The following is a 26229-nucleotide window of genomic DNA, read 5'->3' as shown; positions in this document are numbered from 1 at the left end:
GAGACCGCTATACTGAAAGACGTTGAGTGCATCAATAATTCTTCATGTATGGAGAGTGATCGACCTGCCTCAACTGCCTTCCTACGAGTCGGGAACCATGAATCCAGGAATTGACCTTCAAGGAACCTTTATTGAAACTGTGCAGAGCCTTGGCATTCCTGCCGGGGCAGCCAAAGCCCTCTGGATGCCATTGCCGATGCTGATCATGCTGGTTGCAGCAACGGTCAGTGTCTTGGTCGTGGTGTGGCTAGAGCGGAAAATCTCAGCCGCCGCTCAACAGCGGATCGGCCCTGAATTTATCGGCCCGCTCGGTGTCCTTGCACCGTTGGCGGACGGATTGAAACTGGTATTCAAAGAAGATGTGGTTCCGTCCAAAGCAGACAAGCTGCTGTTTACGCTGGGGCCTGCGATCGTTGTGATTCCCGTCTTCTTGTCCTACCTCATTCTCCCATTTGGACAAAATTTACAAATTACCGATGTTGGCTTAGGCATCTTTTTGTGGATTGCACTCTCTAGCGTGGCTCCGATCGGGCTTCTGATGTCGGGCTATGCCTCGAATAATAAGTATTCGCTCTTGGGTGGACTACGTGCTGCCGCACAGTCGATTAGTTATGAACTGCCGTTAGCGCTCTCCGTCTTAGCAGTCGTAATGATGTCGAACTCGCTCAGCACCGTCGATATCGTAAATCAGCAAGCGGGTTACGGCATTCTTGGCTGGAATATTTGGCGGCAACCCGTCGGATTTATCATTTTCTGGATTGCAGCATTAGCAGAATGTGAGCGGATCCCCTTTGACTTACCCGAAGCAGAAGAAGAACTCGTTGCAGGCTATCAAACCGAATATTCGGGGATGAAGTTTGCGCTCTTTTACTTGGGGTCTTATGTCAACCTGACGCTGTCTGCGCTGCTATTTGCGGTGCTTTACCTCGGTGGCTGGGAGTTTCCAGTGTCGCTGCCGTACATTTCGGGTCTGATTGGCATTCCTGAGAATACGCCTTGGCTGCAATTGATCTTTGCCTCGATCGGGATTGGAACCACAATTCTGAAAGCGTACTTCCTCGTGTTCCTCGCGATCTTGATGCGGTGGACTGTGCCCCGTGTGCGGATTGACCAACTGCTTGATCTCGGTTGGAAATTCTTACTTCCTGTTTCGTTGGTAAACCTGCTGGTTACTGCAGGCTTGAAACTTGCATTTCCGGTCGCATTTGGCGGCTAACCTCTAACCCTTGGAGAACACTTCATGCTGAAATTTCTCAAACAAGTCGGTGACTATACAAAAGAGGCGATCCAGGCGGGTAAATATATTGGTCAAGGGTTATCTGTGACCTTCGATCATATGCGCCGTCGCCCGATCACGGTTCAGTACCCTTACGAAAAGCTGATTCTTTCAGAGCGATTCCGAGGACGGATTCACTTTGAATTTGATAAGTGTATTGCTTGCGAAGTCTGCGTCCGGGTGTGCCCAATCAACTTACCTGTAGTGGATTGGGAGTTCAACAAAGAAACGAAGAAGAAGAAGCTGAATCACTACAGTATTGATTTCGGCGTTTGTATCTTCTGTGGCAACTGTGTGGAATATTGCCCGACGAACTGTCTGTCAATGACCGAAGAATACGAACTGTCTACCTACGATCGACACGAACTCAACTACGATAATGTTGCGCTCGGTCGTTTGCCTTACAAGGTGACGAACGATCCGATGGTGACTCCGTTGCGCGAGTTTGCTTACCTCCCTAAAGGTGTGAACGAGCCGCACGATCTTCCGGCAGGGTCGCGCCGTGCGGGGTCTCGCCCGGAAGAGATTGTCGAAAAAGGGTCGTAGTTGACCTTACAGAGACGTACTCGATCGCGTCTCTTGTCTGATATTTAGGAGAGAGAACCGTGAATTTAGCGGAAGGTGTTCAAATTGTGTCGTTCGCGATCCTGACAGCAATGATGCTGGGATCTGCAATTGGCGTTGTGCTTCTCGAAAATGTGGTGTATTCCGCCTTCCTGCTGGGTGGAGTATTCATCAGCATTGCTGGATTATATCTGCTGTTGAATGCAGACTTCGTTGCAGCGGCTCAAGTGTTGATTTACGTGGGAGCGGTCAACGTTCTGATTCTGTTTGCGATTATGCTCGTGAACAAGCGGGAAGCCTTTAAGCCGATGGCGAAATCTTGGATTCGTCGGGCTGCGACTGCACTTGTTTGCGCTGGAATTTTTGCCCTGCTGAGTGCGATGGTGGTCACAACTCCCTGGGCGATTTCTACAGCCGTTCCAGTTGAAAGCTCGATTATTACGATCGGCCTTCACTTCTTCAGCGATTTTCTGCTGCCGTTTGAGTTGGCTTCGGTCTTGCTGCTGATGGCGCTGATTGGTGCGATCGTACTGGCTCGTCGCGAGTTCATCCCTGAAGCCGACGAATTGGCTGGAACTACAGCTTTGACTTTGCCAGAGCGTCCGCGTGAACTGACCCCCGCCGGTCAAAGCAATCTTGAAAACTAAGGACTTCCCCGATGCAACTTCAATATTTCTTACTGATTGCGGCGGCGTTATTCTGCGTTGGCATTTATGGTTTGGTGACGAGCCGGAATGCGGTGCGGGTATTGATGTCGATCGAGCTAATGTTAAATGCGGTCAATCTCAATTTGATGGCGTTTTCTAACTATCTTGATCCGCAGCAAATCAAGGGTCAGATTTTTACCGTTTTTGTGATTACGATCGCGGCTGCGGAAGCGGCGGTTGGCTTGGCGATCGTGCTTGCGATTTATCGGAACCGAGACACGGTAGATATGGAGCAATTCAATCTGCTCAAGTGGTAAATTACATTCCGTGTTTTTGAAGAGAGATGTGGTTTAGGCTGCATCTCTTTTTTATTTGAGTTTGCCCAGTTGCAAGCACTGAATTCAGCGACCAACTCTAGAGCTAGAGCAAAATTCTTATGAAGCGTTTTTAGCGCGATCGCTTACGCTCGATCGGTCCGTTAATCCGTCAAAAGCGTAAATCGTTTTCACATTTGAATTAGCATTTAGGGGTGCTTTTTTATCGATTCTCGATCGTTGTGCAGCTAAAACAAGTTCTAATTGTTCACAAATCCGGCGACCCATTGAGTAAGCGATGGGCAGAAAATTGCGCTCAGGCTCTAGAAAAGCGAGGATGTCACGTTTTACTAGGACCAAGCGGACCGAAAGATAATCCGTATCCGGTGTTCTTGGCTTCCGTTGCACCCCCGATCGATCTTGCTGTAATTCTCGGTGGCGATGGGACTGCGCTGTCTGCGGCTCGGAATTTGGCAGCCGATCGTATCCCAATTTTGGCAGTCAATGTCGGTGGTCATTTAGGATTTCTGACCGAATCACCAGATGACTTTAACAGCGAGACGATTTGGGATCGGTTAGAGGCAGATCGATTTGCAGTACAGAAACGGATGATGCTTCAGGCAACCTTGCATGAGGGCAATCGCACGAATTTAGAGCCTGTGAGCGATCGCTATCTTGCTTTGAATGATATGTGTATTAAACCAGCTTCCGCCGATCGCATGATCACTTCGGTTCTAGAAATGGAAATTGATGGCGAAGTGGTTGATCAATATCAGGGGGATGGATTAATTGTGTCTACGCCGACCGGATCAACCTGTTATACAGTTGCGGCAAATGGTCCGATTATTCATCCGGGAATGTCAGCGATCGCAATTACGCCGATTTGTCCGTTGAGCTTATCGAGTCGTCCGATCGTGATTCCACCTGGATCAGTAGTGAGTATTTGGCCCTTGGCTGACTATGATTTAAGTACAAAGCTTTGGATGGATGGCGTGTTAGCAACTCCAATTTGGCCAGGTCAGCGAGTAGACATTCGGATGGCGGAGGAAGAAGCCCACTTCATCGTATTGCGTGAGGACTATTCCTACTACAAAACTCTGCGTGAAAAGCTGCAATGGGCTGGTGCAAGAATCCATTACAACAATAATCACCGAAACTAGGAGAGTCGAAGCAGATTGAGATATCAATGAGCCTGGAAATGCCTGCTGACTGCAAATTTGATTAATCGAAAGGGTGTGCTTGATCGCCGAACGATCGCAGGACGTAAATACTTACCCAGCAACAAGCGAGCCATTCCCTTAAGTCGTGCTTTCGATCGTACGTGGATCAATTTGAGTTGAGGATTCGCCTGATCGACTAGAAACGGTGGTAGAAACGCTAATTTGCCGTAGAGTAAATCAGCGTGATGAATGCCGCTCATTCCATTGCGACGATGTTCGGGATTAGATTTACCCCCATGTTCGCCATAATTGCGAAATGGAATGTAATTTTTGAAGCCTTTTCGTCGCAAGTAATTATCAATTTGAGAATCAAAATTGTGATAGCTTGCACCATATTTTTCGGTGATTTCTTCTACAAAGCTTTCACACAGACTCTTTGCACCTTCAGGAGTAACAACATAGGCAACTAATGCGGTCGAAAAGCCTTCTCCATAGCCTTCGGGTGTTACGGAATAAAGTTGTGGGGCACAGGTATATAACCAAGCTATTCCTACATTTTTCTGATCTAAATTAAAAGGAGCTGAAAGAGATCCCATACCTACCACGGGCACAAAATCTGATTCAACGATTAAAGTCGGATGGGAAGCTTGAGCCGCTTTCTCCCAGGCTTGCCGATGATTCAACATACAGCGATGAATCGAAGCGAAATCTTGGTATTCGGGTTTGTCCTCTTGTCGCACTACTTCACAACAAAATCCTTCTGATGTGAGCGCTTCTTCTAGTTGTTGAGTAGATTCTTTATAAGCAATGATCAAAGCTTTTCCGATCGCCATCTTTAATTGAGTAAGATTACTCGTTTTGTTTGGTCGAAAATTTTGACTAGAATCCCGTTGAGATAGTTTTTTAATCATCATTCTGGAGAGTGGAACGGGGAGTAAAAGAACAATGAAAATCTTAAGCAAAAGCCGCAATATGGTTTGAGGTGCGACAGAGTCATGATGAACTGCGAGCCGCAAATAACGGAAAGCTGAGACTGCATTCGAGCGTTTGGAAGGGTTAGCCAAAACTCGATGCGCGTAATAGGTATAAAGCGCTGCAAGCGTATCTTTTCTCAAATACCGCAAAGAATCGGGTGCTTGTTTAAAGGCACGATCAATAATCTTTAAACAAGCGGCTTCTGATGCCTGAATATTAAACGAGGAGGAGCCGTTATGGGTTCGATAGAGAATTTGATATTTTGGAACACAAACGAATTTGAATTGAGCAGCAAGTCGAATGTAAAAATCCCAATCTTCCGCATTAGGAAGGGATGGATCAAAATGGAAAGACATTTGCGCGATCGCACTACGCCTAACTAAGATATTAGAGCCACTTCCAAAACAGTTTTTGACTAATAATTTGCGATAAATATTCTCTGCATTTCCGTAACGTGCTCCTTGGTATCGGAGATTGCCTGCACCATCAATAAAATTTGTCCAACTATAAGTCACATCTGCTTCTGGATGATTTTGAAGTGCCTTCCACTGTTCTTCTAATTTATCTGGTGTCCACAAATCATCAGCATCCAGAAACGAAAGGTATTCACCTTTTGAGAGTTCAATTCCTCGATTGCGAGCGAGCGATTTACCAGAATTCACATAAGAAAATACTTTAATTCGAGGATCACAAATGCTTTGCACAATCTCTAAAGTTTTATCCGTTGCACCATCATTCACCACAACAACTTCAAAGTCCTTAAAGGTTTGATTCAAAACAGATTCAATTGTTTCTCGAATTGTTTTCTCAGCATTGTATGCTGGAATAATCACAGAAATAATAGGTGAATACTTGCTCGTCTGCATCATTTTCTTAAGCTGTAGTTTGGGAGTTATTTAGAAAGAAACGTACGATGCCACAGATAGAAGGGGCTGATGAAACTACTAATCAGCAACTGTTGTTCGCAAGCTATCGCTAAATCCTCCTGGTGAGGATGCTTGAGTTTATAAGCGACCATTTTCTTGAGATCATTCAAGACATACAGGGGAAGCACAAGGGGACGCTGCCAAGGCTTCCATCGCAACATCCGAATATGATGGCGAACGAGTCCAACCCCTTTGATCAATTTGAGTAAGTACGATCGCTCCGTTCGCCAGTGGGGAATCTGGTGATATAGGTGCATTTCCGGGTTGTACCAAATCTCGCGCCCGGAGTTCTGAATGTGCAGAATCGCTTCGATGTCTTCACTGGCAAGCATTGCAGTGGTCGTCCGTCCCACTAACACTAATCTTTCAGGAACCGCATCGATCCACGCTTGACGCTGCACCACTAAGCCCGCGCCCGGAGGCAACACACGATCGTACCGATGCGGCTTTGATCCACGTTCGACGATCGCTAAGTATGGCGCAAGTTTCTTCACGCTAGGGGGCGGCTCGACTTCGTATTCTGCATGAATTTGTCCACCAAATGCCCCGATTTCTGGATGCGCTTGAGCAAATCGATCAACTTGAGCAACCCAGTTTTGATCCGGCAGTGTGTCATCGTCGAGAAAGGCAACCCAGCGTCCTGCAGCTTCGTGAACAGCCCTCGATCGTGCAAACGCTAATCCTTGCTCTGGCTCGAAAATATATCGAACTTCAGGGTAGTTTGAAACAATCTGCTGAGTATTGTCGCGACTATTGTTATCGATCACTAAAACTTCCCAAGCGATCGCCTGTGTGTGAAGCTGCGATCGCAGTCGGTCTAAGACTTGCCCGATTCGAGCTTCACCGTTGTAGGTGCAGATGACGACACTCAGATCCATAGTTCATGTTCAATCCGTTGTCCCCAGTATGGACAAGCTCGATCGAGCGCTAACAATTGCCTGGAATTCTGATTGCATCTTTTGTAGAGATTAATACAAATCGAGTTTAATCCTGAAAATGAAAGTCCTTTTGACTGGTTTAGCTGCAAGTCTACTCGCATTGATGCCTGCCACGGCTCAAATGAATTCCCGCTCGATCGAATCCTTTAATGTGATTGGAACTGAGCCGTTTTGGAACGTGACGATCGACAAAACAGGAATCACTTACAAAACGCCAGATCCCCAGAAGATAACGTTTCCCTACGTTGCGCCCCTGAGTGCTCAAGGAAAACCCGCAGACTATGTGCGCGTTTATCCCCTACGTGGACGAACAAGCGGAACCTTGGTGATTCGACGGGGTGCGTGTAGCGATGGAATGTCCGATCGCAAATATAACTACACGGCTACGCTGGTCTTAGGCAATACCGTTCGGGACGGTTGCGCGCTGAAGAAGTAATTCTTCTTTGCCATCACTGTAGAACTGTGGTAGAAACTCTACTCAGTTCTATTTTTTTGTCTTTGTGCAAGAGCAGTTAATTATTTTCACACGCTATCCTGAACCGGGTAAAGCCAAAACTCGTTTGATTCCAGCTTTGGGAGAAGTTGGGGCGGCGGCACTACATCGACAGATGACGGAAGCAATGATCGCGCAATCCCGCAAGCTGAAAAACGATCGTTCTGTCTCAATTTGTGTTTATTACACAGGTGGAACACTCATCCAAATGCAGGATTGGTTAGGGCATGACCTGGAGTATCGATCGCAGTGTTCCGGCGATTTGGGCGATCGATTAATCGATGCGTTTCATTCCGCGTTTGATTCCGGTGCAAGATCAGTTGTTGCAGTTGGAACAGACTGTCCTGATTTGACTGCTGATGTATTAACGACAGCATTTCTAAAATTAAACTATTATAATTTATCAATTGGTGCTGCAACGGATGGTGGATATTACTTAATTGGATTAAATCAGTTTGTGTCTAGTATTTTTCAAGGTATTACCTGGAGTACAAATCTTGTATTTCAGCAAACGTTGGAGATTGCAAAACAGTTAAATTTATCGATCGCGCTCCTACCCACGCTGAATGATATCGATCGCCCTGAAGATTTGCGGCATTTGCCATGAAAATCTCGATCGTCATTCCGGTTCTAAATGAAGCAAACGCACTCCCTAAAATTCTCTCGATTCAAGCGACTGATCTCGAAATCATTGTGGTAGACGGTGGAAGCCAAGACGAAACGGTTGAAATTGCGAAATCCTACGGCGTTAAAGTCTTGCACTCGATTCCGGGTCGCGCCGCACAAATGAATGCAGGAGCCGCGATCGCAACCGGAGGGATTCTCTTGTTTCTTCATGCCGATACACGATTGCCCCCAGGATTCGATCGAATGATTCACCAAGCGTTATCGAATTCGATCGCGGGTGCATTTCAGTTAACTATTGATGCGACTTTACCGGGATTGTGTTGGGTGCAATGGGGGGTCAACCTACGATCGCGTTACCTTCAATTTCCTTATGGCGATCAGGCGATCTTTCTGCATCGCAAAACGTTTGACGCGATCGGTGGATTTCCAGACCTGCCGATTATGGAAGATTTTGAATTTGTCAGAAGATTACGACAAAGGGGAAGAATCGCGATCGTTCCTCATGCTGTCCTGACATCTGGACGACGCTGGCAAAAAATGGGCGTTTTCAGAACAACGATCGTCAATCAAATCGTGATATTGGCATACCTGTTAGGAGTTGCACCGGAGCGAATCCAGCGATGGTATCGCACCGGACTCAAACCAATTCGTTACACTAGGCATCAGTAGTGTTGTGATGAATGTATGGCAACTCGCAAAGATACGATCTTCGAGCAGTATCTAGCTCCGATCGCCCGCTTGCTCGTCGGTGAAACCGAGATGCGGCGATTGCACGACAGTATTGACTGGAAAACGGCATGCGATCGTTTGGCTGATCCCGATTTGGTCTATCCGAACTACTACAAAGCTCAGAACTTTCACGGCATCGAAGGTGGCTATTTAACGATCGGCGCTGCGACAACTTACGATCCCATCACTCAGTTGGCGTTACCCCCGAATGAAACCTGGGTACGCCAACAAGTGATCGAAGCCATTCAGGGACAGCCCTTACGAATTCTAGACCTTGGCTGTGGCACCGGATCAACCACGCTATTACTCAAACAAGCGTTTCCGAATGCAGAAGTGTTCGGCTTAGATTTATCACCGTTTATGCTGGCAGTTGCCGATCTCAAAGCCAATCAAGCCAACTTAAACATTCATTGGATACACGGCAAAGCAGAATCTACGAAATTCTCTGATCATTCATTTGATTTAGTGACCGCTTCGTTGTTATTTCATGAAACACCGTCCATAATCTCCAAGTTAATTCTGCAGGAATGCTATCGTTTACTGCAATCTAGTGGTGAAGTGATCATTCTAGATGGCAGTCAGAAAACACTCCGACAAACAGAATGGTTAACACAAATTTTTGAGGAACCTTATATTCGTGAATATGCTCATGACAGCATTGAAGCGTGGATGGGTACAGCCGGATTTTCAACCATTCATAGCGAAGAATTTTGGTGGCTGCATCAAATTACGCATGGAGTGAAAGCACTCGCCAGCACCGATTTTGAGGAGTTTGACGAATTTGGTGGAGCATTTGCGGTGTCGTAGTCTATCTGACATTCGCGATCGCGCTCTGCAAGCTTGAGTGTAAGGTAGAAGACGGAACGATCGCGCTTTATATTCCGATGCTGAAAGCTGTTCTATTTGATTTTAACGGGGTCATTATCAACGATGAGCCACTCCACGACAAACTGCTAGAGCAGATTTTGATCGAGGAGAACCTACGCCCCAAGCCGGGAGAGTTCCGCGAACTTTGTTTAGGACGCAGCGATCGTGTTTGTATTCAAGCTTTACTAGAACGGCGCGGCAGAGTGATTAATCCGGCTTATCTTAATGAATTGGTGATGCGGAAAGCCCACGCCTACGTGCAGCAGATCAGCGCATTAGAAAAGCTGCCGATTTACACCGGAATTGAAGACTTGATGTTTAAGCTGCCTCAGTGCAAGTTTGCGATCGTCAGTGGCGCACTGCGGTCTGAAATTGAACTGGTCTTAGAGCGGACAAATCTGCGATCGCGCTTTTCAGTTATCGTGTCCGGCGACGATCTAACCGTCAGCAAACCTGAACCGGATGGATATTTGTTAGCGATCGATCGACTCAATCAAACTTTCCCGAATCTTCAGCTAACGGCTTCAGAATGTTTAGCGATCGAAGATACCTTCAGCGGCATTGAAGCGGCAAAAGCAGCGAAGATTCCGGTTGTGGGAGTTGCAAATACCTATCCGTTTCATATGCTGCAACGCTGCGCCAATTGGACAGTCGATTATTTAATTGATTTAGAAATCGATCGTCTTCAAGACAGCTTTGCGATCGTTCCAGTCTAAAAAAGTCGAATTCATCATCGCTTATTTTTTAGTCTCTTAGATTTTTGCTACGCAGTAACATGGAACTAGAAGTGCAAATCCTTGTTTTGTGAGTCTTCATGCTATTGTCCCTGCGGATCGAAAATTTTGCGCTGATTGATCACCTCGACTTAACGTTTGGGGCAGGACTGCACGTTCTGACCGGAGAAACGGGTGCGGGTAAATCGATTATTTTGGATGCGATCGATGCGGCGCTCGGCGGAAAGGTGACAGGTCGGGCGGTACGAACCGGAGAAGAACGCGCCACGATCGAAGCGACTTTCCGAGTGAATGATCTGCTGAAGTTCTGGTTTGAGCAAGAGCAAATTGATTTACTCGATGACGAAATTGCCGTTTGTAGCCGTGAGATTGTGGCGTTGGGCAGTGGGCAACGCAATCGATCGAGAATTAACGGAGTCCTAGTCAACAAGCAGCAGATGGAAGCGTTGCGCGATCGTTTGGTTGAAATCACCGCGCAAGGGCAAACCGTTCAACTGGGGCAACCCGGACTTCAGCGAGATTGGCTTGATAGTTATGGCGGAATCGTTTTATTAAAGCAGCGCGAAGTCGTCAGTCAGGCATTTTCCAGCTATCAGCAGGCGGCTCAAGCTTTAGAAAAACGCAAACATTCAGAGCAGCAGCGCTTACAGCAGCTTGATCTGTTTGAATATCAGCTACGCGAACTGAATGCAGCAAACCTCGACGATCCAGACGAGTTGGATCAACTAGAGCAGGAACGCAAGCGGCTCGGTCATAGTGTGGAATTACAGCAGCAGAGCTATCAGGTATATCAAGCCCTTTATCAGAATGAAAATGGGGAAGATGCCTGTGCAGACTTGCTGGGTAAAGCAGAAAGCTTGCTGAACGACATGGTGCGCTATGACGATCAGATTCAGCCCATCTTAGAGATTGTGACTTCTGCACTGGCACAAGTCGAAGAAGCAGGACAGCAAATTAATGCTTATGGCGACGATTTAGAAACTGATCCGCAGCGGCTGCAAGAAGTCGAAGAACGCATCGTTGAATTAAAACAAATCTCCCGCAAGTATGGTCCTAATTTGAGTGATGCGATCGCGCTGCGGCAATCGCTCCAAACCGAACTCGAAGAACTCACCGGAGCCGGACAATCGATCGAGGAGCTTGAAAAGCTCACCGCAACTCGAAGAACTGAGCTTGTCGAGGCTTCAACCCTTCTCACTGAATTGCGTCAGTCCACGGCTCAAGGTTTAGAAGCACGCTTGATTGCAGAACTCAAACCGCTGGCGATGGAAAAGGTGCAATTTCAGGTGGGAATTACACCGATCGCACCGACCGCAGCCGGGAGCGATCGCATTAGTTATCTATTTAGCCCGAACCCTGGTGAACCGTTGCAGCCGTTGACCGAGATTGCGTCCGGTGGGGAAATGAGCCGATTTCTACTCGCGCTGCAAGCTTGTTTCTCTCAAGTCGATTCGGCAGAAACGCTGGTCTTTGATGAAATTGATGTTGGGGTTTCCGGTCGAGTCGCGCAGGCGATCGCAGAAAAGCTGTATCAACTGGGTCGGCATCATCAAGTTCTCTGCGTGACGCACCAGCCGATCGTGGCAGCCATGGCAGATCAGCATTTCAATGTGGCAAAGCAAGTGATCGAACTGAGCAACGGATCGCAAAATGGGAACGGAGCCAGCGCAGAGCTTAGAACGATCGTGCGGGTGAGCGCGCTCGATCAGGAGCAACGCCGTCAAGAGTTGGCACAGCTAGCGAGCGGTCAAGTCGGATCGGCTGAAAATACCACGACTGAGGCGGCGGCGATCGCGTTTGCGGACTCGCTGTTAGCGCAAGCGGTAAGTTTGCGAGATGGAGTCAGTCCGGCTGAACCCGCTGCCAAACCTGTGGAAGCAGCCGCGAAGAAAAAGGCACGATCGACCCGGAAACGCTAGTCCGGTTTATCACTTGCAGCAGGGATCGAGCGATAATAGCAACACACTGCTAGATCTACATTGGAATGCCTAATTGGAATGCCTAAACAACGGCTCGATACACTTTTAGTCGATCGCGAACTCTGCTCGTCGCGCCAACAGGCACAGCGACTGATTCAGGCAGGCGAAGTGCGAGTGGATCAACAAGTGATTGATAAGCCTGGAACTGAAGTCGCGATCGATGCCGCGATCAACATTCGAGCGAAATCACCGTTTGTCTCGCGGGGGGGTGAAAAACTCAGTAAAGCCTTGCAGGAATTCCAGATTGAAGTGAGCGATCGGGTCTGTCTCGATGGCGGCATCTCAACGGGTGGATTTACCGATTGCTTGCTGCAATCGGGTGCAAAGCAGGTTTATGGAATTGATGTAGGTTACGGACAAGTGGCTTGGAGTTTGCGTCAAGATCCGCGTGTCGTGTTGAGGGAACGGACGAATATTCGACATCTGAAGCCGGAAGAGTTGTACACCAATGATCAACCAATTCCTGATTTGGGGGTTGTTGATGTTTCATTTATTTCGCTGACTAAAGTTCTTCCTGCACTCTGGGAGCTTTTACAGCCGCCAAAAGAGGCAATTTTGCTCGTAAAGCCTCAGTTTGAAGTGGGGCGCGATCGCATTGGTAAAAAAGGCGTAGTGCGCGATATCAAAGATCAAACAGGCGCGATCGTGCAAGTGTTAGAAAGTGCACGATCAATCGGTTGGCAATATCAAGGACTCACTTGGTCGCCGTTGTTAGGCCCTGCGGGAAACATTGAATTTCTGCTCTGGCTTAGAACGGAACCCACAACGACAGCACTAGATTTTGAGCAGATCAAACAGTCGGTGCAATCTGCTCAGAAAGCGCTACTCCATTAATTGCTGATGAATTTCGATTCCCCGGTTTTGCATCGCTCGATCGAACAATTCTGTCGGGAGTGCTTGCTCGATCGCCCAAACTCCCGGTTTTTTCAGCTCACCCGATAACAGCATTTCCGCGACTGTGCCTGTTCCAATTCCGGCGGAAACTGCGGTATCGGGATGCGTCATGGTTGAGACACAGCGCACCGATCGACCATCTTTTTCTCCGGTAACTTCCGATCGAATCGCTACCCCAATTCCGCTAACCCGATCGGTGACATCGGTCATAAAGTGGCTGACATGAGACAAAAACTCAATCACTGCTTTCGTTTGCAGTAATTTTGGATGCCACCAACGCGCCACACTCCAAGTTAGATAGTTATAAAACGTGGGCACCGTTGCAAACTTAGTAATCACCGTTTTCACCGGAAATGTATCCGGCAGCGTGAAAGCTTCGGGCATATCAAACCAGTAAACACCGACCTTACCGTATTGTGGAAACTCGACAACTTCGCGATCGCTATACGGCTTCACCATTTGCCAGTCTCCGCCGATCCACGCTTCAAACGGGCGCTGCAATCCGAGAAACGTGGTTCGCATCACGGTAATACCCGCTCCGCCAGAACCTGCAACTACATAGCTTAAATGAATTTTTTCTGCATAATCTAATCGTTCAACATCACGCCGCACCATGCTATTGGAAATACCTGGGAAAATACCTGTGTTAATAATTGCGGTAACATCAGCGGATTCGGCATTCGATCGAAATGCCAGCGCTTTGCGAGTGAATGAAGGATGATCACTGACATCAATGTAGTTAACACCTTGATCAATGCAAGCTTGCAATACACTTGCATTACGGTAGTGAAACGGGCCAGCACAGTGAATTACTAAGTCTGACTGCGCGATCGCACCCTTTAACACCGCAGTCGCAGATAAATCGATCGCGCTAAATTTGACTCGCTCTCCCAGTTGCTGACTGACCTGTGCACCTGTGAGTAAATTGCGTCCGGCGATCGTAATCTCTGCATCGGTATGAGCAATCAGATCTGCTGCTACCTTACTACCGACTCGACCCGTACCACCGAGAATGAGAACTTGCTTTGTCATGAGCCATCATTCGTTCACGTTAGTTTCTGAAAAACCCAGCGCTGATTCCCAGCAAATAAGGCTTCTCATCCCTAAACGATACCAAACAAAAATCCAAGTCGATCGCTTCTCCAAATAGTGCAACAGTCCGTAAATTGCTGTGATTAGAAATAAACGACTATCATCTAAGCGATTTCGGCTTGAATTGCTTTGTACTGGGCTTGAAATTGAGGGTTCTGCTTAATCGCAGCTTCGCAAGCTTGTAGGGCGGCGTTGAATTGTCCCAACTTTCGGAGGCATTCGATTTGATAGTACCGCGCATAGTTGAGTGAATTTGCATCGCTGAACGCGCGATCGATTGCCTGGTTCAGCGCTCGTAACGCTTCTTCATACCGTCCTAATTGATGCAGGGCATATCCACGATCGGCTAAGACATGAGCGCTATTCGGTTCATATCGCAGATATTGATCGAGTGATACGATCGCTTCTTCGTACCGTTCAAGCTGGAGTAACGTATCGCCTCGTTCGTGCGCTAGATCTCGATAATCTGGGCGCAGAGCGAAGGCACGATCGTAACTTTCAAGGGCTGCTTCAAAGCGCTGATGTTTTGCGAGGGCTAAGCCACGTTCGTGCCACAGTCGAAAATCGTTGGGGTATTGTTTCAAGCCTTGCTCGTAAACCGCGATCGCGCCTTCGAGATTTTTCGCGTTTTCGAGTTGTTTGCCGTAACCGAGCCATTGCATCAGTTGCGTGAAAGGGAGGGGCTGATAAGGATCGAGTGCGGGTTGAGGTTGTTTTTTACGAAGGGATTGACTTGCGATCGCAATTCCAAGCACGATCGCGACGATGCCCCAACCCGCGATGGGCGAACTCGGAGAAATTGAGATTGGTGTAGAAGATGGCTCTGAAGTCGTGAAGAGGTTTTTCGACATACGGCAGATGAGTCAACTGTCTCACACTCTAGCATTTTGCTCTGGGAGATTTTTCAGACATGAAGAGTGCGTTTATTAAGATGGCAATGTGCGATCCAGAGGGATGAATCGATCGCACATTGTCATCTTAAGGAATCGTTAAAATTCTCAAAATCCAAACCGCTTGCTTACCCGATTCTGATCCCATCGCTCCTGATCACGGTACGATGAGTAGATTGTTACTTTTGTTCATCTAACGCGAACTGCTTATGAAGCGCTTATTGTCTCGCCTGCTGGCGCTAGTGATCGTTGTGGCGATCGGGCTTGTCGGATGCTCTCCTGCATCGGGCGGTCTGACGGGCAACTACCGCGATGACACGCTCGCCGTGATCAACACCCTCAAAACTGCGATGACGCTCCCCGCCGATGCACCGGACAAAGCGGCAATTCAAGCCGACGCACGAAAATTAATCAACGATTTTGCTGCTCGTTATCGTCGCGATACGTCTTTAGCCAAGCTGAGTTCTTTTACCACGATGCGAACGGCGCTTAATTCCCTTGCTGGGCACTATAGCTCTTACCCGAATCGTCCTGTCCCGCAGAAGATGGTCGATCGCTTAAACATCGAGTTCAACCAAGTCGAAGCTTCGCTAAAACGCGGCAACTAAATATTGATTTCATCTAGAAACCCCAGGCACGAGATAATCTTGTGTCTGGGGTTTTCTCATGTTTTTCAGCACGTGAGAATTTCGTAGATGCCTTAATTTGAGATTGGAAGCGCTGCAATTTTGCTGCCGGATTCTTGGAAGACAGATTGCCAAGCTGCATAACCCTGAGCGCTGAGGTGAATTCCATCTGTTGTGTACTCAGACAAAATCTGTCCATCTTGATCAACAAACTCAGAGTACAAATCCAGATAGCTTGCGCTTGCCCGTTGTGCGATCGCTTTTAACTGGGCATTGATTCCAGCAATTCGATCGTGCGGAATCCGGTGCGATCGCGTGGGCAAAATCGATTCAACAATAATTCTGGCATTCGGGTGCATCTCTTGCAGCTTTGTAATGATTCGCTGAATATTCCAGACAATCTCTGCATCAGTGGCACCCATCTTTAAATCATTCACGCCTGCCATGAGGTAAATCTCCGAGGGGCGCGTCTCTACTAGATCAGACAGTCTCGCCAAAATATTCCAGGTTGTATCGCCAGAAATGCCTTGATTTAGCCAGATTCGCGAAGACTGTAAGCGATCGCAAGGAAACCATAAACTCAAAGAATCGCCAAGTAGAATGGCAAGATCGCGATCGCTGCTCCGCTTGGATACAGCTTTGGATTCTTGCGCCAGCAGATTGCGCCATTGTTGATAAGTGGGCTGTAATGCCGCTCCTCGCCAAATTTCCGCAAAACTGTCGCTCGGCAATCGGGTATAAAGCTTGCCAATTTGCAGGGCGGCTAGACGCTGGACATAAAGCTGTCCACCCGACTGAGGCGCTTGACTCGAATTGGCTGCAATTTTCGTTGAAAACTCCGGCTCGAAGTTGGATGCGATCGGAGAGATCGGAGCCAATGGTAATCCACTCGGTACCGTTGGCACGTTGTCTGAAATGATTTCAGGGGACGCAACTGGAGTCGGGAACATTTCGAGACGCGAAAGAATCAGTGGAGATGAAGCGGAAGCCAACGCAGACAAAAAAGCCAATGCAAACGCTGTAGAGGTTGCCATAAACGAGCGGATAAACGCTAATTATCCTTAACGTGACAAATATCACACAGTCAGGATAGTTTCGCAATCGTAAGGTAGGCTTTTCTCTAAGATTTTTATTCAATTACAATAATCGCGCTTCATCAGAACTCTTGGCCTGTCGCGCTCTATCTGATTGGCTCAGTTTTATAAATAAATTCTGAGCCTTCCATCTGCAAAGGATCAATGTCAAGTTAGTATTCTCCCTAGAATCAGGCTGAACCTTGGGATGAGCCTGAAATTTCGTTGTCTGACAAATCTATCTCAAGAGCGTTTATTTTCTCTTAGATGAAGCTCTATTCATAGTCTTGTCCCTACGGGTTCGAGCATGAGCGACTTTCTTTCGGTGCTGGAGCAGTTTTCCCGATCGCGCATCCTTGTCATTGGAGAAGCGATGCTCGATCGCTATCTTTACGGCGGTGCTACGCGCTTATGTCAAGAAACTCCAGTTCCGGTCGTCACGTTGTCTCACGTGATCGACCAGCCTGGAGGAGCTGCCAATACTGCCATGAATCTGCAAAGCTTAGGAGCAAAGGTGACTCTACTTTCAGTCGCTGGTGGAGATTGGGAGGGAATCAGACTTCGGCAAGTGTTGCAGGGAATTGAAGGAGTTGTTAGCGCTAGCGATCGCACGACGCTCACAAAACAGCGTGTCATGGATGGCGATCGTTTATTGCTGCGGTTCGACCAAGGAAGTACCGAGTCGTTAACGACAGAACTAGAAGATAAGCTCATTACTGAACTCAAAACACAATGGAAAGATTATGATGCTGTAATCATTTCAGATTACGGCTATGGAATTCTGACGAATCGCATCATTGATACGATCGATCAACTTCAGAAGTATCGTCCTAAGAGCTTGATTGTTGATGCTAAGAATTTGCTAAAGTATCAAACTCTAGACGTAACCGCAGTTAAACCAAACTATCAGCAAACATTAGCTTTACTGAATCAGATTGAGAACGTAAACTCCTCCAGAGTTCAGTATGTGAAAAATAACGCAGAGCAAATTCTAGAGAAAACAGGAGCAAAAATCGTAGCGGCAACGCTCGATCGAGACGGCGTGATTCTGCTACAGCGCGATCACGCTCCGTATCAAATCCGCGCAAACCCAGCTTGTTCCACACAAACGATCGGCGCTGGAGATACCTTTACGGCTGCATTTGCGATCGCCTTGGCTTACACCAACAACGCCACGATCGCCGCAGAACTGGCAGCCGCCGCCGCCGCGATCGTCGTGCAAAAACCAGGCACCGCTCGATGTACCTTAGAAGAGCTCAAATCAAGATTTAGTCATGTCCTGGAACCAAGCTAAAAATCTACTTTGCATTCGTCTGGATACGATCGGCGATGTCTTGATGACCACTCCCGCATTTCGGGCACTCAAAACCGCCCTGCCCGATCGCCGATTAACGCTGCTGACTTCTTCTGCGGGAGCCGCGATCGCGCCCCTGATTCCTGAAATTGATCAGACGATCGTTTACGATTCTCCATGGCTAAAAGCAACTGCTCCCCGCGAATCGCCGCGCCCAGAATACGACATGATCGACCTGCTTCGACAACATCAGTTCGACGGCGCAATTATCTTTACGGTCTATAGCCAAAATCCTTTGCCTTCTGCGTTCTTGTGCTACCTGGCAGAAATCCCGCTCCGACTGGCGCACTGCCACGAAAATCCGTACCAACTGCTCACCGATTGGATCAGAGATCCAGAACCCGATCGCGGCATTCGTCACGAAGTCCAGCGCCAACTCGATCTCGTTACTGAAATTGGCGCAACCGCTGAAAATCAGCACCTTTCACTTCGAGTAGACCCCAGAGCGCGCGATCGCGTGTCTCATCTGCTGAGTTCATTCAACCTGCCAAAGCGATGGGTTGTCATGCACACCGGCGCAACTGCTCCTTCACGCCGGTATTCGATCGAACAGTTCGCGATCGTTGCGGATCAGTTAATTCTTGAGCATGATTTCGCGGTGATTTTTACAGGGACTGCGATCGAACTCGATATCGTGGCTCAAATTCGGGCAAAAATGCAGGCGACGGCTCACTCGCTGGTTTGTCAATTAAGCTTAGGTGAGTTCGCAGCACTGATCGAACTTGCACCCGTCGTCATCTCAAATAACACTGCACCCGCGCACCTTGCCGCCGCGCTCGGAACTCCAGTTGTTGATTTATACGCTTTGACCAATCCACAACACACGCCGTGGCAAGTTCCTCATCGACTGCTGTTTCAAGATGTGCCTTGTAAGTATTGCTATAAGAGCATTTGTCCAGAAGGACACCACAACTGTTTAGCGCAAGTTGCCCCTGAAACCGTGGTAAAAGCAACCTGTGAATTGCTCGAAGAAGTAACACAAATGCTTGAAGTTTCGGCTTAAAAGTTATCAGGCTTAAACGTTTGCAAACAGTTTAGCTGATTCTAAAAAGTCTCTCTTCCCTGGGACATTTTTGATTATCACTTCTGACAGATGGGTAACTACGAAGTCACTTGATACTTTGTATCTGTGAGCTAAAAACTTTTAGGAGAAACTGATTATGAATCTTATCGCTTGGATTATTTTAGGTTTGATTGCAGGCGCGATCGCAAAGGCAATTTATCCTGGAGATCAAGGTGGCGGTATTCTTGGCACAATTATCTTGGGAATTATCGGCGCATTCATCGGTGGTAGCCTTTTCACCTTCCTGACGACAGGGGCATTGAATCTAACCGCCGCTTCCTTGAGCTTTGGTGGTATCTTGATTGCTATCTTGGGCGCGATCGTTGCAATCTTCCTGTGGGGTCTGTTGACTCGTCGTGCTGCTTAGTTCAGCGATCTAGAGCATCCGCAATCTTTCTAATGACAAAAGCTTTCTCTGCATAAGTTCAGAGAAAGCTTTTGATTTATGGAAATTATTTAGTTTTAGGCTTGATCCAGACTAATTTGGGGTTAATTATTCTCCTTTCGGTTTTGCTTTATTGACGCGAAGCTCCCGACCCATCCACTCCGCTCCATCGAGTTCACTGATTGCAGCGTCCTCTTGGCTATCTTCTTGCATCTCAACGAACGCAAAGCCTCGCATCCGTCCTGTTTCTCGATCGGTGGGTAAGACAACGCGCTTTACCGTTCCATATTCAGCGAACACAGATTTGAGGTCGTCTACGGTCGCGTTGTAAGAAAGATTTCCAACGTAAATGGTCATGAGAATTTCCGAAACAAAGAGCAAAACTGGATTTTAACGGCGATCTCACTCAACAAATTGCTACTGAGTGACGGTTTTTGCGACCGGACTCCAAAGGAAATACTTCAGAAGCTTTTTGCAATTCGGATCGAATGGTTAAAATTCCGCTTTAATCATCGCTCTTTTCTTGCCATTCGGTTTGTTTTACTGACTACATCTTCATAAAAATATCGAATTTATTTGAAGCAATTTTTCAATGGATGGATTTCTGTACGTTTTTGAAGCGGTGCTGCTCAAGTCATCATCTTGAGCAGCACCCAGGTTTAATACTTAAACAGTCCTACGCCTTGAACTTTATATCCGGTAGGTTCAAGAATCTTTTGAGCCGCTTGTTTCCCGGAAATTGTTGCGCCTTCCATGCTGTCGATATAGTCTTGCTGGGTGTAGCTTCCGGCTAAGAAGAAATTTGCGATCGGCGTTTTTTGCGAAGGGCGGTACGGGTCTTTACCAGGTTCTTCGCGATAAAGCGATTGTGCCAGTTTTACCACGTTGTACCAAGTCATATTCAATTCCCGTGATGAAGGGAAGAGATCATGAATCTGTTTGAGGGCGTGTTTGGCTATCTCCTCATTGCTCATCGGCACAAAGGGATCGCCAGGAGTGAGAACCACCTGCATTAGTGAACCTTGTCCCTCGCGGTAATAGTCTTTCGGGCTGGTGAGCGCTAAATCTGCAAAACAAGAGAAATCTGCATCGGAGCTGTAGAGGAGATTGTCAATTCCTGCCGATCGCTCGACTTGATGCCGCGCTTGGGGATCATTCATTTCTGTTACCCAGCCATCAAACCGCAGTTGCACGGTCGCAACGGGAACCGCTTCTAGCTTGTAAATATTGTCAAATTCCTTGATGCTGCGCCATTCTTGCGGCAAGAGTCGCTGAATTCCAGGCACATCACAAGCGGCAAGATACACATCAGCAGTAATGATTTCTTCGGTTTCACCGTTTGCTATTGCTAATCCAGTCACTTTGGTATTCTGCCCTTCTCCTTCAAACAAAATCCGTCGGGTTTGTCTACGGATGTGGATTTTTGTACCTTTCGCTTCGAGGTAGTCAACGATCGGTTTATGCAGGTATTCCGCAGGCGATCCCGATAGCATATTTAATCGTGATGCTTCCGTTTTTGAGGCGAACATCATAAAGATCGTCAGCATACAGCGAGCAGAAATATTTTCGGTGTCAATAAATCCCAACGCCAGTGCGATCGGATCCCACATTTTCTTCAGGCTATTCTGCGATCCGCCGTGACTGCGAAACCAATCGGCAAAGCTGACGTTATCGAGGGCGCGAATCATTTTCATCGCCACATCAAAATTGATTAAGCCGGGAACGATCGGGCTTGTCCCAAGCGCAATCGCATTCTGCAATTTGTCTTGAATCGTTAACTGTCCGGTTGTAAAAAATGCTTTTAATCCATGAAACGGCGCACCGACCAGAAAGCGAAAATCGAGTTTTCCTAACTCCCCGCCCCGATTTACAAACGTATGGACATGCTCTTTGGGCAAGAGTTCATCATAAACGCCGACCTTTTTCATCAGCGCAAAAAGGTTTGCATAGTTGTTGAAGAAAACGTGCAAGCCCATTTCGATGTGATTGCCGTCGGCATCAATCCAACTGCCGACCTTTCCACCTACAAACGATCGAGCTTCAAAGATTTCGACTTCGTGACCCGCATCGACTAATTCCACGGCGGCGGCTAATCCTGCCAAACCTGCCCCAACGATCGCAACACGCATTCTGCAATTCCACTCGCGACTTTCTTAAGAAATTTTAACGCTCTTGTGTAATCAAAAGCTGAAATCGAGGCATTCTAACTGGGTCGAATTTGTTCCACTGTATGGGCTTTGGTATGGGCTTTGGTATGAGCTTCGGTTTGATCAAAGGACTGTCGATCGTTTCGCTTTTAGGGTTGCTGATTGGCTGTAACCCTCTGCCAACTCGCATTGTGCAATACACCCCGCCCCGCCCTGTCGATCCGACTCCTTATGAGAAAAAAGGCTTTGTTTCGGGAAAAACTGCCGATCGACTGCCACCAAAATCTGAGATCAAAGTCCCGCGTACTGTCGTAGCAAAGCCAGGCAAAAAACTCTCGGAAGAAGACTTAAATACTTTGCTGAGTCAGGCAGAAGATAAAGCGGTGAGTGCCCGGAACCTAGCAGGATCGGCACAGTCGAAAGACGATTGGAATTTGGTCATCGAGCGGTGGAGGCTGGCGATCGATATTCTCAAGCCTGTGGCACAGTTACCGCGTGTCCGCAAATCACTCACAGAATACGAGCGCAATTTATCCGAAGCTCAGGTGCAAGCTAAGACAAATCCGCGTCAGCTTGATACCAGTGGTCGATCGTCCAGCAATGGAATTCCCTTAACCGTTAAATCCTCGCCGTCACCTTCCCCGTCGCCCTCAGCCTCACCATCACCTTCAGCGTCACCTTCGCCTTCTCCCTCGCCGTAATTCGATCAAAGTCTGTTCGATGCCAATACCATAGAGACGTTTCGGCGAAACGTCTCTACCAGAAATCCTGCGATCGCCCTAAACCAACGGGTAGGTTGGCAAACCATCAATGCTGACCTCATTGTTATCTTTGCGGTACTGCTCCAAGCCTTTGCTGCCTTTCTTGATCGACCAATTGATCAAAGCGTCGCGATCGCCCACAAAGTCATAAAGCGGAACCCCACCACCGCAAGAAGTCGAGAGCGAATCGATCGCTAGTCGAACAATTTGCCGCGCTCCGGGAATCGGCTCAAACAAGGAATACAGCATGTCCCACTTTTCATGATTGGGGGAAATGACCGATCCAGTTCCGTAAAGTCTTAAGATGACGGGCTTTCCGATAAAGCTGCAAAACATAATCGTCATCCGCCCATTTTCTAGCAGATGAGCGCTGGTTTCATTGCCGCTTCCGGTGAGATCGAGATAGGCAACGGTTTGACGATCGAGAACGCGAAACGAATTAATCCCTTTTGGAGAGACATTCACTCGACCGGCGATCGGAGCTGTCGCCGTAAAAAAGATGTGTTGTTCTTCGATAAATTGCTGAAGCGCGTCTGTCAGTTCCGGGTAAAACTTTGGCATTGTTCAATGCAGTAAACATGGCGGTTCACATTAACACTCTTTAGTTTTATGAACCGCTCATCGTTACATTTCTTAGTACCCGCTAATCTCATGCCCGGTTGCGGTAATCGCTTGCTTGAAGGTTTCTTCTGAGGCTTTCGCTTCAACCGTTACAGTCCTTTGCTCCAGATCGATATCGACCTTCGCGTCGGGTTCGTGCGTCAAAATTGTTGCTTTGATATCTTCAGCAGCTTCGGGACTATCCAAAGTGGGAACGTGCAGTTTTAATGCCATAACATTCAACTCATACAACACTTTCAATGGTGTTGGGATTCGCGCGATCGAGACCCCCACTTGAGATAGATTTTGTTGCAGAATATTGCGTTGTCCGGATTAAATCTTCGCTCTAGTGGAGAACACAGGTGCAGACTGCATAACTTTTTTCAATCGTCCCTATTGATAAATGATGGTCGCAGCTAAACATGCGGTGCCATTAGTATCCCTTTTCAAAAACGCCCCTATGAACATCCATCGCGGTATCGTTGCAGCGAGTCTTTTAGCCTTTGCCTGGATGAGTCCAGCCCTAGCAGCATCCGATCTCCTGACTCGCGGCGAAGTTTATAAACTCACAAACAGAGCGCAACTGCTTCAGAATAATCGTCCTGCTCGTCCTGCTCGATTAGCGGATGTGTTAGCACCTCAAGATGCAATTCGGACGGCGGCTCGATCGAGAGCAGAACTGTTATTTAACGAAGGTTCCCTGGCGCGGATTGGATCGAATGCGATTTTCCGATTTATCCCAGGGATGCGAGGTTTTCAGTTGCGAAACGGAACAGCGCTGATCATGAGTCCACCCACAACCGTCGCAACTCGGATCGAAACGCTCGAAGGACAAGCCATTGCAGAGCTACCGCCTAGCGCAGTTGATGTTCCTTCCACTAGCGAGCAGTTTCCGCCCCGCAGCTTGGCAATGGCAATTGTAGTGGATGGCACAAATAACAAAGCGCAGTTTTTCAATCTCACTAACAATCCGATTCGAATTCTCGATGCAAAAGGCAACTCCGTTCTCCTCAATGCGGGTCAAACGGTTGCAGTGCAAAATGGCGTAATCGGACAGGTGCAAACCTTTGATCTCAGACGGTTTTATCAAACCAGTTCCCTTGCCCTCGGCTTAGCACCCGGACAAGAAGCGACGATCGCGGCTGAATCTGCGCGAGTCCAGCAGACGTTGAACTTAGTCCGAGCAGCAACGATCGCAGCCTTGAATTTACAGGCACGTCAGCTAGAGGGACTCTGCACCCTGAATGCACGAGGCGAAGCAAGCACATTCAGCACCAATTGTGTCACCACTGATTCAGATGACCCGCTCAGAACATTCGAGGAGCGGCGCGATCTCACAAATCCCCGACCTGATCAGGGAAGACCCACCGATATTCCTGTAGATACACAACCTCCCCAAACACAGCCTCCTGGAACAACGCAACCTGGAACAACACAACCTGGAACACAACCTACGACCGGCCAAGGAACCGTCATACGCTAGTTCACTTGAGTTCAGCATTCACCTAGTAATTCTTATGCGACATATTCTGATTGCTTTCTCTGCACTTGCAGTTGTGGGAGTGGGTTGTCCTACCGTTGCACAATCCATTCCCGATCCGGTTTCCTCTCCCATCGATCGCGCTCCCGAAAACAGCTCACAAAACAACTCACAGTCGAATCTCGATCCGCTTGATCCAGAAGACACAAAATCCGAACTGGGTGAAATTCAGATTATTGATCGCCCCCCGCCTCCGCGCCGTCAGCCGGATGTGCAATTGTTGGTGCGATCGTCTGCTTTCTCAAGCTCTAACATCACCGCTTTAGATGCCCTCAGAATCGGTGATGCGGTTTTCGTCAACAGTGCCCACCTGCTTGCAACCCCCAAACTCGGCGAGAACACGCGACTGATTGCGGCAGCAGGCGGCGGTATTACCCGCTTTGCCTCAGAAGGCGCTTCTAACTACAACTTCGTCAATTACAACGTCGCCGTTCAGCAGCGTCTCGCACCGGGAACCTTTGGACAGTTGGGATGGGTGCAAGATACGCTGTACCGAGATTCAAACGGACAGCGATTGCTGCAAGACAATGCGGTTCAACTGATCGTAGGGCGACAAGACCAGATCAGTGAACAACTGCGGCTAGATTCGTTTTATGAACTCAGAGCGAGTTTTGCCAATCCAAATGAGCAAAGCCGCGTTACCAATACGATCGGCGCGAGGTTGCGCTACGACATTACGCCCACTGTGCAAGGTGCATTAGATTATCGACTCACGTTCAAGAGCTTTACGCAGGTTGATCGATCCGACACTGAGCATCAAATCAGCGCGTTAATGACCTACAACATCAGCCCCGATGTCTTCTTGACGGGATCAGCCTCCTACTTATTTGGCCGATCGTCGAATAGCGCCATTAACCTAGATAACCTTTCCTTTGGTCTGGGATTGGGCTTTAACCTGCCGCTGTTCTAAGCCTGCATATTCTAAGCCTGCAATTGTTTCCAGCGCTGCTGTAAGTCAACGATCGTATAAACCGCTCGAAACTTCAAGCCCTGCTGTTGATAAAACTCTGCCCCTCCTTGTTGACGATCAACGAGCGAAATGACTTCCTCAACTCGATAGCCCGCATCGCGCAGTCGATCAACTGCTTTCATCGCCGATTGTCCGGTTGTCACCACATCTTCTAACACCACAACCGGACTTCCCTGCGGCAGCGTTAATCCTTCGATATACGCCTGTGTGCCATGTCCTTTCGCTTCTTTACGCACAATCAGCGCCGCGATCGTGCGCCCTTCATACGCCGCGACAACGCTGGTTGCAGTGACGATCGGATCAGCCCCTAGCGTCAATCCCGCCACCGCCACCGTTTCCGCATCCAGCAGCGATAATAGGACTCGACCTACTGCCAGCGCTCCTTGAGGATGCAGCGTCACCTGTTTTCCGTTGATGTAGTACGTGCTGCGCTGTCCCGAAGATAAGAGAAAATCACCCTCGCGATACGCCCCTGCACAGAAGAGATCCAACAGCCGATCGCGCACCTCATCGATCGCGGCAGTTGCCCAAGGAAATGATTTTGCGTCGAACTTAGTTACATTTGTCATATACGGGCAAACTAATGAATGTTACGTGACAAAAAT

At 48.1% G+C, this 26229-nt stretch carries 29 protein-coding genes; 19 read left to right on the top strand and 10 right to left on the bottom strand.

Going from position 1 to position 26229, the window contains the following annotated elements; genetic code table 11:
* Positions 1 to 97: 97 nt before the first annotated feature.
* From nuoH to H6F51_02205, 5 genes are all read left to right on the top strand, one after another.
* Positions 98 to 1216 carry an NADH-quinone oxidoreductase subunit NuoH gene (nuoH, locus tag H6F51_02225; protein ID MBD1821335.1) on the top strand — a complete coding sequence of 373 codons (1119 nt, stop codon included), beginning with the start codon at positions 98 to 100 and terminating at the stop codon, positions 1214 to 1216.
* Between the two features lie 24 nt (positions 1217 to 1240).
* The gene (gene ndhI, locus H6F51_02220) at positions 1241 to 1822 is read left to right on the top strand and encodes an NAD(P)H-quinone oxidoreductase subunit I (GenBank protein ID MBD1821334.1); all 582 of its coding nucleotides are present in this window, start codon (positions 1241 to 1243) and stop codon (positions 1820 to 1822) included.
* A gap of 59 nt (positions 1823 to 1881) precedes the next feature.
* Positions 1882 to 2487, top strand: coding sequence for an NADH-quinone oxidoreductase subunit J (locus H6F51_02215; protein ID MBD1821333.1), 606 nt, complete (start codon positions 1882 to 1884; stop codon positions 2485 to 2487).
* 11 nt (positions 2488 to 2498) lie between these two features.
* The gene (nuoK, locus tag H6F51_02210; GenBank protein MBD1821332.1) at positions 2499 to 2804 is read left to right on the top strand and encodes an NADH-quinone oxidoreductase subunit NuoK; all 306 of its coding nucleotides are present in this window, start codon (positions 2499 to 2501) and stop codon (positions 2802 to 2804) included.
* A 239-nt stretch (positions 2805 to 3043) separates the two neighbouring features.
* The gene (locus tag H6F51_02205) at positions 3044 to 3961 is read left to right on the top strand and encodes an NAD(+) kinase (GenBank protein ID MBD1821331.1); all 918 of its coding nucleotides are present in this window, start codon (positions 3044 to 3046) and stop codon (positions 3959 to 3961) included.
* Between the two features lie 23 nt (positions 3962 to 3984).
* Here H6F51_02205 and H6F51_02200 read toward each other — a convergent pair whose 3' ends face one another.
* On the bottom strand, positions 3985 to 5769 hold the full coding sequence (locus H6F51_02200; GenBank protein MBD1821330.1) for a glycosyltransferase family 2 protein: 1785 nt from the start codon (positions 5767 to 5769) through the stop codon (positions 3985 to 3987).
* Between the two features lie 59 nt (positions 5770 to 5828).
* On the bottom strand, positions 5829 to 6740 hold the full coding sequence (locus H6F51_02195; GenBank protein ID MBD1821329.1) for a glycosyltransferase family 2 protein: 912 nt from the start codon (positions 6738 to 6740) through the stop codon (positions 5829 to 5831).
* A 118-nt stretch (positions 6741 to 6858) separates the two neighbouring features.
* Between H6F51_02195 and H6F51_02190 the strand changes: the two genes are divergently transcribed.
* From H6F51_02190 to H6F51_02160, 7 genes are all read left to right on the top strand, one after another.
* Positions 6859 to 7236 carry a hypothetical protein gene (locus H6F51_02190; protein ID MBD1821328.1) on the top strand — a complete coding sequence of 126 codons (378 nt, stop codon included), beginning with the start codon at positions 6859 to 6861 and terminating at the stop codon, positions 7234 to 7236.
* Between the two features lie 64 nt (positions 7237 to 7300).
* Positions 7301 to 7900 (top strand): TIGR04282 family arsenosugar biosynthesis glycosyltransferase, encoded by a 600-nt coding sequence (locus H6F51_02185; GenBank protein MBD1821327.1) that lies wholly within the window; start codon positions 7301 to 7303, stop codon positions 7898 to 7900.
* Positions 7897 to 8589, top strand: coding sequence for a TIGR04283 family arsenosugar biosynthesis glycosyltransferase (locus H6F51_02180; GenBank protein ID MBD1821326.1), 693 nt, complete (start codon positions 7897 to 7899; stop codon positions 8587 to 8589). The genes H6F51_02185 and H6F51_02180 overlap by 4 nt, the downstream gene beginning before the upstream one ends.
* 15 nt (positions 8590 to 8604) lie before the next feature.
* The gene (locus H6F51_02175; protein MBD1821325.1) at positions 8605 to 9456 is read left to right on the top strand and encodes a methyltransferase domain-containing protein; all 852 of its coding nucleotides are present in this window, start codon (positions 8605 to 8607) and stop codon (positions 9454 to 9456) included.
* A 77-nt stretch (positions 9457 to 9533) separates the two neighbouring features.
* Positions 9534 to 10232, top strand: a complete 699-nt coding sequence (locus H6F51_02170; protein ID MBD1821324.1) for an HAD family phosphatase — start codon at positions 9534 to 9536, stop codon at positions 10230 to 10232.
* A gap of 98 nt (positions 10233 to 10330) precedes the next feature.
* Complete coding sequence (gene recN, locus H6F51_02165; GenBank protein MBD1821323.1) at positions 10331 to 12169, top strand: DNA repair protein RecN; 1839 nt, start codon at positions 10331 to 10333, stop codon at positions 12167 to 12169.
* Between the two features lie 78 nt (positions 12170 to 12247).
* Positions 12248 to 13063: a TlyA family RNA methyltransferase gene (locus H6F51_02160; GenBank protein MBD1821322.1), complete on the top strand. Its 816-nt coding sequence runs from the start codon at positions 12248 to 12250 to the stop codon at positions 13061 to 13063.
* Here H6F51_02160 and H6F51_02155 read toward each other — a convergent pair.
* Both H6F51_02155 and H6F51_02150 read right to left on the bottom strand, forming a co-directional pair.
* On the bottom strand, positions 13052 to 14155 hold the full coding sequence (locus tag H6F51_02155; protein ID MBD1821321.1) for a saccharopine dehydrogenase NADP-binding domain-containing protein: 1104 nt from the start codon (positions 14153 to 14155) through the stop codon (positions 13052 to 13054). The two genes, H6F51_02160 and H6F51_02155, sit on opposite strands and share 12 nt — an antisense overlap.
* A 164-nt stretch (positions 14156 to 14319) precedes the next feature.
* Positions 14320 to 15066 (bottom strand): tetratricopeptide repeat protein, encoded by a 747-nt coding sequence (locus H6F51_02150; protein ID MBD1821320.1) that lies wholly within the window; start codon positions 15064 to 15066, stop codon positions 14320 to 14322.
* 248 nt (positions 15067 to 15314) lie between these two features.
* On the opposite strand from H6F51_02150, the gene psb27 reads away from it, so the two are divergent.
* On the top strand, positions 15315 to 15713 hold the full coding sequence (gene psb27, locus H6F51_02145) for a photosystem II protein Psb27 (GenBank protein ID MBD1821319.1): 399 nt from the start codon (positions 15315 to 15317) through the stop codon (positions 15711 to 15713).
* Positions 15714 to 15805: 92 nt separating this feature from the next.
* Here the strand turns inward: psb27 and H6F51_02140 are convergent, their stop codons facing one another.
* Positions 15806 to 16765: a lysophospholipase gene (locus tag H6F51_02140; protein ID MBD1821318.1), complete on the bottom strand. Its 960-nt coding sequence runs from the start codon at positions 16763 to 16765 to the stop codon at positions 15806 to 15808.
* Between the two features lie 346 nt (positions 16766 to 17111).
* Here H6F51_02140 and H6F51_02135 point away from each other — a divergent pair, with 346 nt between their 5' ends.
* From H6F51_02135 to H6F51_02125, 3 genes are all read left to right on the top strand, one after another.
* Positions 17112 to 18098: a bifunctional hydroxymethylpyrimidine kinase/phosphomethylpyrimidine kinase gene (locus tag H6F51_02135; protein MBD1821317.1), complete on the top strand. Its 987-nt coding sequence runs from the start codon at positions 17112 to 17114 to the stop codon at positions 18096 to 18098.
* Positions 18079 to 19161, top strand: coding sequence for a lipopolysaccharide heptosyltransferase II (waaF, locus tag H6F51_02130; GenBank protein ID MBD1821316.1), 1083 nt, complete (start codon positions 18079 to 18081; stop codon positions 19159 to 19161). The genes H6F51_02135 and waaF overlap by 20 nt, the downstream gene beginning before the upstream one ends.
* 157 nt (positions 19162 to 19318) lie before the next feature.
* The gene (locus H6F51_02125) at positions 19319 to 19588 is read left to right on the top strand and encodes a GlsB/YeaQ/YmgE family stress response membrane protein (GenBank protein MBD1821315.1); all 270 of its coding nucleotides are present in this window, start codon (positions 19319 to 19321) and stop codon (positions 19586 to 19588) included.
* A gap of 126 nt (positions 19589 to 19714) precedes the next feature.
* Here the strand turns inward: H6F51_02125 and H6F51_02120 are convergent, their stop codons facing one another.
* Both H6F51_02120 and zds read right to left on the bottom strand, forming a co-directional pair.
* Positions 19715 to 19963, bottom strand: a complete 249-nt coding sequence (locus H6F51_02120; GenBank protein MBD1821314.1) for an RNA-binding protein — start codon at positions 19961 to 19963, stop codon at positions 19715 to 19717.
* Between the two features lie 302 nt (positions 19964 to 20265).
* Positions 20266 to 21735 carry a 9,9'-di-cis-zeta-carotene desaturase gene (gene zds / locus H6F51_02115; GenBank protein ID MBD1821313.1) on the bottom strand — a complete coding sequence of 490 codons (1470 nt, stop codon included), beginning with the start codon at positions 21733 to 21735 and terminating at the stop codon, positions 20266 to 20268.
* Between the two features lie 125 nt (positions 21736 to 21860).
* Here zds and H6F51_02110 point away from each other — a divergent pair, with 125 nt between their 5' ends.
* On the top strand, positions 21861 to 22454 hold the full coding sequence (locus H6F51_02110) for a hypothetical protein (GenBank protein MBD1821312.1): 594 nt from the start codon (positions 21861 to 21863) through the stop codon (positions 22452 to 22454).
* 78 nt (positions 22455 to 22532) lie between these two features.
* On the opposite strand, the gene H6F51_02105 is transcribed toward H6F51_02110, so the two are convergent.
* Positions 22533 to 23075 (bottom strand): pyridoxamine 5'-phosphate oxidase family protein, encoded by a 543-nt coding sequence (locus H6F51_02105; GenBank protein ID MBD1821311.1) that lies wholly within the window; start codon positions 23073 to 23075, stop codon positions 22533 to 22535.
* A 72-nt stretch (positions 23076 to 23147) separates the two neighbouring features.
* Positions 23148 to 23348, bottom strand: coding sequence for a cation transporter (locus tag H6F51_02100; protein MBD1821310.1), 201 nt, complete (start codon positions 23346 to 23348; stop codon positions 23148 to 23150).
* A 226-nt stretch (positions 23349 to 23574) separates the two neighbouring features.
* Between H6F51_02100 and H6F51_02095 the strand changes: the two genes are divergently transcribed.
* Together H6F51_02095 and H6F51_02090 are read left to right on the top strand one after the other, a co-directional pair.
* Entirely contained in the window at positions 23575 to 24597 is a 1023-nt protein-coding gene (locus H6F51_02095) for a hypothetical protein (GenBank protein MBD1821309.1), read from the top strand.
* A gap of 34 nt (positions 24598 to 24631) precedes the next feature.
* Entirely contained in the window at positions 24632 to 25564 is a 933-nt protein-coding gene (locus H6F51_02090; protein ID MBD1821308.1) for an outer membrane beta-barrel protein, read from the top strand.
* Positions 25565 to 25575: 11 nt separating this feature from the next.
* Here H6F51_02090 and H6F51_02085 read toward each other — a convergent pair whose 3' ends face one another.
* Positions 25576 to 26193 (bottom strand): orotate phosphoribosyltransferase, encoded by a 618-nt coding sequence (locus tag H6F51_02085; GenBank protein ID MBD1821307.1) that lies wholly within the window; start codon positions 26191 to 26193, stop codon positions 25576 to 25578.
* Positions 26194 to 26229 lie beyond the last annotated feature (36 nt).

This window comes from Cyanobacteria bacterium FACHB-DQ100 (assembly GCA_014695195.1).
Classification (GTDB): Bacteria; Cyanobacteriota; Cyanobacteriia; order Leptolyngbyales; family Leptolyngbyaceae; genus Leptolyngbya.
This window is presented reverse-complemented; position numbering and strand designations above follow the sequence as displayed.

What these genes read in the sequence shown, in the direction of transcription:
- waaF (MBD1821316.1), top strand. Translation starts at nt 18,079, where the DNA reads ATGTCCTGGAACCAAGCTAAAAATCTACTTTGCATTCGTCTGGATACG.
- H6F51_02125 (MBD1821315.1), top strand. Translation starts at nt 19,319, where the DNA reads ATGAATCTTATCGCTTGGATTATTTTAGGTTTGATTGCAGGCGCGATC.
- H6F51_02195 (MBD1821329.1), bottom strand. Translation starts at nt 6,740, where the DNA reads ATGGATCTGAGTGTCGTCATCTGCACCTACAACGGTGAAGCTCGAATC.
- recN (MBD1821323.1), top strand. Translation starts at nt 10,331, where the DNA reads ATGCTATTGTCCCTGCGGATCGAAAATTTTGCGCTGATTGATCACCTC.
- H6F51_02095 (MBD1821309.1), top strand. Translation starts at nt 23,575, where the DNA reads ATGAACATCCATCGCGGTATCGTTGCAGCGAGTCTTTTAGCCTTTGCC.
- H6F51_02180 (MBD1821326.1), top strand. Translation starts at nt 7,897, where the DNA reads ATGAAAATCTCGATCGTCATTCCGGTTCTAAATGAAGCAAACGCACTC.
- nuoH (MBD1821335.1), top strand. Translation starts at nt 98, where the DNA reads ATGAATCCAGGAATTGACCTTCAAGGAACCTTTATTGAAACTGTGCAG.
- H6F51_02090 (MBD1821308.1), top strand. Translation starts at nt 24,632, where the DNA reads ATGCGACATATTCTGATTGCTTTCTCTGCACTTGCAGTTGTGGGAGTG.
- psb27 (MBD1821319.1), top strand. Translation starts at nt 15,315, where the DNA reads ATGAAGCGCTTATTGTCTCGCCTGCTGGCGCTAGTGATCGTTGTGGCG.
- H6F51_02140 (MBD1821318.1), bottom strand. Translation starts at nt 16,765, where the DNA reads ATGGCAACCTCTACAGCGTTTGCATTGGCTTTTTTGTCTGCGTTGGCT.
- H6F51_02155 (MBD1821321.1), bottom strand. Translation starts at nt 14,155, where the DNA reads ATGACAAAGCAAGTTCTCATTCTCGGTGGTACGGGTCGAGTCGGTAGT.
- H6F51_02170 (MBD1821324.1), top strand. Translation starts at nt 9,534, where the DNA reads ATGCTGAAAGCTGTTCTATTTGATTTTAACGGGGTCATTATCAACGAT.
- H6F51_02100 (MBD1821310.1), bottom strand. Translation starts at nt 23,348, where the DNA reads ATGGCATTAAAACTGCACGTTCCCACTTTGGATAGTCCCGAAGCTGCT.
- nuoK (MBD1821332.1), top strand. Translation starts at nt 2,499, where the DNA reads ATGCAACTTCAATATTTCTTACTGATTGCGGCGGCGTTATTCTGCGTT.
- H6F51_02105 (MBD1821311.1), bottom strand. Translation starts at nt 23,075, where the DNA reads ATGCCAAAGTTTTACCCGGAACTGACAGACGCGCTTCAGCAATTTATC.
- H6F51_02135 (MBD1821317.1), top strand. Translation starts at nt 17,112, where the DNA reads ATGAGCGACTTTCTTTCGGTGCTGGAGCAGTTTTCCCGATCGCGCATC.
- H6F51_02160 (MBD1821322.1), top strand. Translation starts at nt 12,248, where the DNA reads ATGCCTAAACAACGGCTCGATACACTTTTAGTCGATCGCGAACTCTGC.
- H6F51_02120 (MBD1821314.1), bottom strand. Translation starts at nt 19,963, where the DNA reads ATGACCATTTACGTTGGAAATCTTTCTTACAACGCGACCGTAGACGAC.
- H6F51_02175 (MBD1821325.1), top strand. Translation starts at nt 8,605, where the DNA reads ATGGCAACTCGCAAAGATACGATCTTCGAGCAGTATCTAGCTCCGATC.
- zds (MBD1821313.1), bottom strand. Translation starts at nt 21,735, where the DNA reads ATGCGTGTTGCGATCGTTGGGGCAGGTTTGGCAGGATTAGCCGCCGCC.
- H6F51_02190 (MBD1821328.1), top strand. Translation starts at nt 6,859, where the DNA reads ATGAAAGTCCTTTTGACTGGTTTAGCTGCAAGTCTACTCGCATTGATG.
- H6F51_02085 (MBD1821307.1), bottom strand. Translation starts at nt 26,193, where the DNA reads ATGACAAATGTAACTAAGTTCGACGCAAAATCATTTCCTTGGGCAACT.
- H6F51_02150 (MBD1821320.1), bottom strand. Translation starts at nt 15,066, where the DNA reads ATGTCGAAAAACCTCTTCACGACTTCAGAGCCATCTTCTACACCAATC.
- ndhI (MBD1821334.1), top strand. Translation starts at nt 1,241, where the DNA reads ATGCTGAAATTTCTCAAACAAGTCGGTGACTATACAAAAGAGGCGATC.
- H6F51_02110 (MBD1821312.1), top strand. Translation starts at nt 21,861, where the DNA reads ATGAGCTTCGGTTTGATCAAAGGACTGTCGATCGTTTCGCTTTTAGGG.